At 72.3% G+C, this 1,417-nt stretch carries 1 protein-coding gene; it reads right to left on the bottom strand.

The annotated features are described in order from the left end of the window. Position 1 precedes the first annotated feature (1 nt). Positions 2 to 1,258 carry an Ig-like domain-containing protein gene (locus ACIQOV_RS41350; protein WP_401056290.1) on the bottom strand — a complete coding sequence of 419 codons (1,257 nt, stop codon included), beginning with the start codon at positions 1,256 to 1,258 and terminating at the stop codon, positions 2 to 4. Positions 1,259 to 1,417 lie beyond the last annotated feature (159 nt).

Here is a 1,417-nt window from a genome sequence, read left to right on the forward strand (position 1 = left end):
GTCAGAGGTCGGGGCGGATCATCCCCGCGGCGGGGGCCTGGGAGGGCGGTGCGGTGGTGCTGACGGGCTGTCCTGAGGCGCTGTGCTTGACCCACTCCTTCCAGTCGACGTTCCAGTCCCCGAAGCCGTTGCCGAAGGACTCCATCGCGCCGCCCCGGCTGTTCACCACCGTCACCAGGTCCCCGACCCGGGTGTGCTGGTAGAACCACTCGGCGTTGCCGGTGCTCATGCCGGTGCAGCCGTGGCTGACGTTCTCGATGCCCTGCGAGCCGACCGACCAGGGCGCCGCGTGGACGTACTCGCCGCTCCAGGTCACCCGGGTGGCCCACTTCACGTCGAGGTCGTACGACTCCGTGCTGCCAGCGGCTATGCCGATGGTCTCGCCGTTCATCCGGACCGACCGCTCCTGGCCGAGCACCACCTTGACGCCGTTACGGGTGTCGAAGCCGGGCTTGCCGGTGGTGACCGGGATGGTCTTCAGCACCTCGCCGTCGCGCTTCAGGGTGAGCTCGTGGGCGGCCGCGTCGATCACCGACTCCACCCGCTCGCCGATCCGCAGCTTCAGCGAGCTGCGGTCACCGCCGTAGAGGCCGTCCGCGATCCGGGTGCCGGTGCCGTCGAAGGCCAGCGAGACGGCCGTGCCGGCCGGCCAGTAGGCCTCCGGGCGGAAGTGCAGGTTCTTGTCGTCCACCCAGTACCAGGCCCCGGTGACGACGGGCTGGGAGCCGACCGTCAGGGCCCGCTCGACCTCCTGGCGGGCCTGCGGGTCCGTCACCGCCTCGGAGAGCTGCACGGTGAGCGGCTGGCCCACCCCGTAGACGCCGGTGCCGGAGGAGTCCGGGCCGAGCTTGGCGGTCAGCACGCGCTGGGCGGCGACGGTGCTGAAGCTCGCGGTGGTGTCGCCGCGGCCGCCCCTGCCGTCGTCGGCGGAGATCCGCACCGTGTACGCGGTCGAGGCCTTCAGCCGGCCGGTGGTCTGCCAGCTGCGCTGGTCCTCCGCGAGCTTCCCGGCGACCACCCGGCCGTCCGGGCCGACCACGGTGACGTCGGTGAGCGTGCTGCCCTGGACGGCGCTCACGGTGACCGGCTGGGCGGGATCGGCCTTGCCGTCCGCCGAGAGGTGGACCAGCGGGGCCGCGTCGATCCGGTGCGGCCCGGCGGGCTCGTCGCCCCCGGCCGTGCAGGCGGCCAGCGGGGCCAGCACTGCGAGGGCCAGCGAGATGCCGCCTAGAGCTGCGATTCCACGCCTGTCGGCCATGACCGCCTCCGAGGGTTCGCACGATTGATCAGATCGTAGGAACGCCCCCCGGTGAAGCGACATTCGAGGGACTTCCCGTTCACCCACCGGAGTGAGGCCGTCATCCCGGGGACGCAGCAGGACCGGGGAACGCGGCAACGCCGGGGGACGCAGCAGGGC

The sequence above is a fragment of the Kitasatospora sp. NPDC091257 genome (assembly GCF_044757675.1).
In the GTDB taxonomy this organism is placed as follows: domain Bacteria; phylum Actinomycetota; class Actinomycetes; order Streptomycetales; family Streptomycetaceae; genus Kitasatospora; species Kitasatospora lactacystinica.